The following is a 5,812-nucleotide window of genomic DNA, read 5'->3' as shown; positions in this document are numbered from 1 at the left end:
TTTTTAGTATATTTATTCTCAATAACAGTTTCATTATTATTATTAGAATCATTTTTATTTAAAAGTTTTGAAGTTATAAATTGCTGAATTACACCAAATACGTTTTGTGCAGTCCAATATAAAGCCAAACCACTAGCAAAGTTATAGAACATAAGAAGCATCATAAGTGGGAATATAGTAGTCATCATTTTCATCTGCATAGCAGCTTGTCCGCCTGCAGCACCTGCTGAAGAAGAAGGCTGTATCTTCATACTAACATAACTTGTAATAGCCATAAGTATAGGGAATAAATTGAAATTAAAACCGCCTAAAATAGGTATAGCTGCTGGAAATACAAATAACTTATCTGGAGAAGATAAATCTGTAATCCATAGGAAAGGAGTGTTTCTAAGCTCTACCATAGACTGCATCAAATAGAAAAATGCTATAAGAAGAGGGAAAGGTAAAAGCATAGGCAAACATCCGCCTAAAGGATTAATTTTTTCCTTTTTATATATATTCATAATTTCAGCATTTAATTTTTCAGGATTATCTTTATACTGCTCTCTAATACGTTCTATTTTAGGATTAACCAACTGCATCTTCCTCATGGATTTGTATGAAGCATGGTTAAGTGGATAAGTAACAATTTTAAATATTAAAGTAAATAATATAATTGCCCAAGCATAACTTTTTGTAAATCCATATAAAGCATTCAAAATAATATCTAATATATAAGTTAAAGGTCTTAAGTTAAGTCCTAAGAAAGATTCTTGAAATATTGATTCATAAGACTCTTCAAGATAATATTTAGAGAATATTCTTCTTACCTTTGGTCCTATATAAACAGAATAAGTATCTACAACAGAAGAACCAGATTTTATATTATGCTCAGATATTAAATTAGCAATATGGAAATCATTTCTATATTCATTGGTAACAGGTCTAGAAAAAGTCATAGTCTCAAATTTTGCATTAGACTGTGCAGGACTAGAAATAATAGCAAAATATCTATTATTTAAAGCCACCCATTTATCTTGACCTTCATAGATGTTGTATCTAACATTATTAGTTTTAGCACCATTACCAAAACCAAATAATTTTGATAATATATTTTCTTTAACTATATCCCCGGTAAGAAGAACTTTTGATTTACCATTGCCCTTTATCAAATATTGTGCCTTTGTAGCATCTTCTCTCACAGAGTTTTTCTCAGTTCTATAAGGTCCAATACCTGTACCTAAGAAATAAGAATAATACATAGATAAATCTTTTTCACTAAGATTTTCTATAGTTACAGTATTTGTTAATTGATAAGGGTCTTCACCAAAAGCAAAAGTCTTTTTTATTCTTATAGGATTGCCTTCTATAGAAGCATCTGCCACATATGTAATAGCATTATTTTCTTTTACAGAATAATAATTAAAGATATTAGGTAAAGCTATAGAGTTTGATAGATTTTGAAAAGTTAAAGTGAAAGGATATATACCTTCATAAACTTGTTCTACCATATCAACTATTTCATTAGTTATCTCAGAATCTTGTTTATAATAATTTTTAAGTTTATATGAAAATAAAGAACCATTTTTAAATGTAGCTATAACATAATCATTTTCTAATGTTTCAGTAGTATCATTAGTAGCTAACATATTTTCATTAGTTGTATAATCAACTTTTTGTATTTGTGAAGTATTTAACAACACGTTTTGATTTTCAGTATTATTCTGATTTGTATTTATATTATTAGTTTGTATATTATTTTGATTTGCTACAGGTTTAATTGTTTTAGCCTGATAGAACATGTATGCAAACAAGATTACTCCAGAAAGTGCAACGGCTAAAATCATTCTCTTGTTATTACTCATAAAACAAAAAAGCTCCTTAAAAATAATTATGGAACAGGATCATATATTTTTTTAGCAAGCGGATTACATCTAAGTACTCTTGCTACAGCGAGAAAACTGCCTTTAAAAGCACCATATTTAATAACAGCCTCTTTAGCATATTCAGAGCAAGAAGGAATATACCTACAAGAAGGCTTAAGATACGGTGATATTGCTTTTTGATATATAAAAATTAAAAACAATAATATTTTCTTAAGCATAAAAAACTAAATCCATCAAATCCTATTAAACAACTTCATTAACTCTTTTTTGTAATCCAAAAATGAACGGGAAATATATCTATTAATAATGATAAAATAATCATACCCTGTAGGTATATTATTTTTTTCTACTCTATAGATTTCTCTGACAATTCTTTTCGCTCTATTTCTTTTTACGGCATTAGTTTTATTTTTTTTTATTGTTACAACAAACCTAGAATATGAACGATTATTTTGCAAAGCAAGTATAGTAAAAAAATAATTACTATACTTTAGCAAATTAGAATTATCATTTTTTTTAAAAAAGCAAATTATATCTTTTTTACTTTTAAGCTTTTCTTTACGATATAATTTAAATGATACTCTCTTATTATTTTCCCGATCATTAATCAGATTAGTATTACCATTTAATGATTGATTAACATCACTCATCGGCAGAAGTTAAACGATATCTACCCTTTCTTCTTCTACGTTTTAATACATCTCTACCGTGCTTTGTTGCCATACGTTTAAAAAAACCAAATTTCCTAGCACGACGCAACTTACTTGGCTGATAAGTACGTTTCATTTTTTCTCCTTCAAAAGATTATATTTATCTTAATTTATTAAGTTAATAGCAAATTTAAATTATAATACTTAAATATACTTCATAATTCTTTTTTTGTCAAGTATAAAAACATTTATCATAATACAATAAAAAATAGAAACATATATTTCTATTCAATTTTTTTAACCCATTTTATTGTATATCTGTCAAAAGATTTACTTTTGTCGGCAAGCCAAAGTTTTTCTTTTTTTACTTTAGCCTCTACACTAATAACTTTACCTTGATATTTAGAATACTCTTCAAAAAAATCCTTATCAAAATAATAATCTATATTGTTTTCAGATATAACTACATTTGGAAAAAGATAGGTGCCTACTACTCTTACTTCTCCTGTTATAACTTGTTTCTTAGCAAAAAGCATAATAAATAATAGAGAAATAATAGATATACTCTTTAAAAAATTATTATTCATAAATACCCTCTTCAAGCCTAATAATATATTATTATTAAAATTATGTCCATATACCTATTGAACATAAAATAAAATTAATATATCATACTAAAATGAGTAAGTCTATTAAACAATCAAAAGCAGTACTCATTATTGCTTTAATGTATCATGAAAATGAAATATACAATAATACTTTAAATGAATTAACAAATAATTTTGGAAATACTAAGATAATTGGAGAGGAATATTTATTTTCTCATTCTATTTATTATGCTGATGAGATGGGAGAAGATTTAAAAAAAAGATTTATAGTATTTGAAAATATGATAGAGAGAGATTATATAGTAGAAGTAAAAAAAACTACTGATGAAATAGAGAAAAAATATTTAGACAGTAGTAACAACAGAAAAATAAACATAGACCCCGCAATACTTACTTTAGAAAACTTTGTATTAGTAACAAATAAGAACTTTACTCATAGAATATATTTAAAAGATGGAGTATTTGCCGATTTAACTCTAATATACAAAAAGAAAAAAGGATACACCGAACTTCCTTGGACTTATGCAGACTATTCAAGCACAGAAACAAAAAACTTTTTAAAAAAAATAAGAGAGCTATTCTATAATAAATTAATAGAAAGCTCCCCATTTGGTTCAAACTGGAATAATTAATAATCTTTTATATCAGCGGTTTTAACAAACTCCTTATCCCAAACACCAATATGCTCTATTAAAAGTTTTCCTAAAAGACTAGAGAAATTTTCTGCAATCTTTCTCCAATTGGAACTAGTTTTAAATGCCTCATATTCTTCATTTATAGCTTTAATAAACTTCTTATGTTCATCAAAATGTTCTTTTATTTTTGGATAATGTTCTTTATTTTGCATTTGTATTTTTTGCTCTTCAGAGAAATGGTATTTAGTATACTCTATAGCACCTTTAAATGCTTCATCAACCTCATTTTTATCATTATTATATAAAGCATGATGTACTTTATTAGCATACTCTATAATTTGTTTATGCTGATTATCTATAACTTTATTATAAGTATAATATTCATTAGTCCATTCTAATTTACGAGGACCAACTTTAAAAAAGCTCATAGCATTAAAAAGCTCTTCCATTTGTTTTTCAAGTTCCTGAGAAGATTCCTGCATAGAATATACCAAACTAGTATTTTCTTGAGTCTTAGAATCCATATTTATAACAGCATTATTGATATTATTAATACCAGCCATCTGTTCATTTGTAGTATTAACCATATCTTCTATTACTTTTGTAGTTTCATTTATTTTATTTTCTATATCAGCAAACAATTCTCTTGAAGTATTAGCAGAATTAGTAGCGTTTTTTACTTTCTCATTACTGCCGTTAATAAATGAAGTAATATTATTAACTGAACTTTGTGTAGTCTGTGCTAAATTTCTTACTTCAGAAGCTACAACCGCAAATCCCCTTCCCTGCTCTCCAGCACGTGCTGCCTCTACAGAAGCATTTAAAGCAAGTATATTAGTTTGAAAAGCAATGTCTTCTATAAACTTTACTAATCCGCTAATTTTATTACTATATTCAAAAGCCTCTTCAGTATTTTTAGCAGTTTCAGATATAATGCTTCCTGCTTTCTCTATTGCATCTCTAGACTCTATCATCATCTTATTAATTAAATTAGCATTTTCTACAGATTTTTCTATAGTGCTTGATATTTCCTCTGTAGCTTCAGCTGTTTTGCTTAAAGAATCTATTTGTTCATTTGTTCTATTATATAAATCTTTGTTGGCATAAGAAAGTGAGTAGGCTGTTTTTTTAGTTAAATCTATATTAGAGTTAGCTGTTTCTATTATGTTCTTCATTGATTTTCTTATATTGTCAAAACTTCTTATCAAATAACCCATTTCATCTTTTCTATTTAAATATTTATCATCTATATTGAAAGTTAAATCTCCGTCAGATATAATACTAGCAACCCTCAATGCCTCATTAACATAAGAAATAAGTCTCTTAGTAAATAAAATAGCAAAAGAAACTAAAACCACTATAACAACAATAGCAGTTATAATAGCGTATAAAGCCATATTTTTAGAAGGAGCATACAACTCGCTCTTAGACATAGAAACTATAATATACCAATTACTATTTTTTATATTATGAAATGACATATAATATACTTCTCTGCCATCTTTATATGTAATGATTCCATTTTTATCTTTTATCACTGTTTCATAAGGCGGATAATTATCTGTAGTTAATATTTTATTTTTATCTTTATGAGCTAATATTTTTTTATCTTTATCTATAATAACAATTTGACCAGAATTACCTATACTAAAATTACTGATAAATCTATCAACAAAATCTGCCCAATTTACATTACCAACTAATATTCCTATTAAATTGCCATTATTATCTTTTATACCATGCCATAATCTATAAGTTGGAAGTCCTGTCATTATTGATTTTTCTATACTGCTCTCTCCTCCAGAATTATATCCAGAAGCTTCAAACATTTTCCAATCCTCATTTCCTTTATTGATTGATACTCCTAATAAACTTCCTCCAGAAGAATCTAAAATAGCATTACCTGCTGTATCTACAATAATAAAATTCAAAAAAGAATTTTTGCTGTCTGCAAAAGATTTTAATGCCCCTTCAGCATTTGATCTTAAAACAGCATCATTAGTATTTTGAAGGAAATTAATAATATCATTATTTTTTGAGAAATTTACCATAGA

The 5,812-nt window shown here is 26.8% G+C and carries 7 protein-coding genes; 1 reads left to right on the top strand and 6 read right to left on the bottom strand.

The window, feature by feature from the left end; all coding sequences use genetic code 11:
* From yidC to E6A48_RS09290, 5 genes are all read right to left on the bottom strand, one after another.
* Window positions 1–1,844 (bottom strand): membrane protein insertase YidC (gene yidC / locus E6A48_RS09310; protein ID WP_219709945.1); only part of this gene is annotated, 1,844 nt, incomplete at its 3' end.
* Between the two features lie 26 nt (window positions 1,845–1,870).
* Window positions 1,871–2,083, bottom strand: coding sequence for a membrane protein insertion efficiency factor YidD (yidD, locus tag E6A48_RS09305; protein ID WP_219709944.1), 213 nt, complete (start codon window positions 2,081–2,083; stop codon window positions 1,871–1,873).
* Between the two features lie 15 nt (window positions 2,084–2,098).
* On the bottom strand, window positions 2,099–2,515 hold the full coding sequence (gene rnpA, locus E6A48_RS09300) for a ribonuclease P protein component (RefSeq protein WP_219709943.1): 417 nt from the start codon (window positions 2,513–2,515) through the stop codon (window positions 2,099–2,101).
* Window positions 2,508–2,651: a 50S ribosomal protein L34 gene (gene rpmH, locus E6A48_RS09295; RefSeq protein WP_014933193.1), complete on the bottom strand. Its 144-nt coding sequence runs from the start codon at window positions 2,649–2,651 to the stop codon at window positions 2,508–2,510. Before rpmH ends, rnpA begins: the two co-directional genes overlap by 8 nt.
* 148 nt (window positions 2,652–2,799) lie before the next feature.
* Complete coding sequence (locus E6A48_RS09290) at window positions 2,800–3,102, bottom strand: hypothetical protein (protein WP_219709942.1); 303 nt, start codon at window positions 3,100–3,102, stop codon at window positions 2,800–2,802.
* A 92-nt stretch (window positions 3,103–3,194) separates the two neighbouring features.
* Here E6A48_RS09290 and E6A48_RS09285 point away from each other — a divergent pair, with 92 nt between their 5' ends.
* Window positions 3,195–3,755: a DUF4416 family protein gene (locus E6A48_RS09285; protein ID WP_219709941.1), complete on the top strand. Its 561-nt coding sequence runs from the start codon at window positions 3,195–3,197 to the stop codon at window positions 3,753–3,755.
* Here E6A48_RS09285 and E6A48_RS09280 read toward each other — a convergent pair.
* Window positions 3,752–5,812: methyl-accepting chemotaxis protein (locus tag E6A48_RS09280; protein WP_219709940.1), on the bottom strand; the 2,061-nt coding region annotated here is incomplete at its 5' end. The two genes, E6A48_RS09285 and E6A48_RS09280, sit on opposite strands and share 4 nt — an antisense overlap.

Origin of the sequence: Brachyspira pilosicoli (genome assembly GCF_019402445.1) — a bacterium.
In the GTDB taxonomy this organism is placed as follows: Bacteria; Spirochaetota; Brachyspiria; order Brachyspirales; family Brachyspiraceae; genus Brachyspira; species Brachyspira pilosicoli_B.
Note: the sequence above shows the minus strand (reverse complement) of the source record. Positions and strands in the feature narration are given on the sequence as shown.

What these genes read in the sequence shown, in the direction of transcription:
- yidD (WP_219709944.1), bottom strand. Translation starts at nt 2,083, where the DNA reads ATGCTTAAGAAAATATTATTGTTTTTAATTTTTATATATCAAAAAGCA.
- rnpA (WP_219709943.1), bottom strand. Translation starts at nt 2,515, where the DNA reads ATGAGTGATGTTAATCAATCATTAAATGGTAATACTAATCTGATTAAT.
- rpmH (WP_014933193.1), bottom strand. Translation starts at nt 2,651, where the DNA reads ATGAAACGTACTTATCAGCCAAGTAAGTTGCGTCGTGCTAGGAAATTT.
- E6A48_RS09290 (WP_219709942.1), bottom strand. Translation starts at nt 3,102, where the DNA reads ATGAATAATAATTTTTTAAAGAGTATATCTATTATTTCTCTATTATTT.
- E6A48_RS09285 (WP_219709941.1), top strand. Translation starts at nt 3,195, where the DNA reads ATGAGTAAGTCTATTAAACAATCAAAAGCAGTACTCATTATTGCTTTA.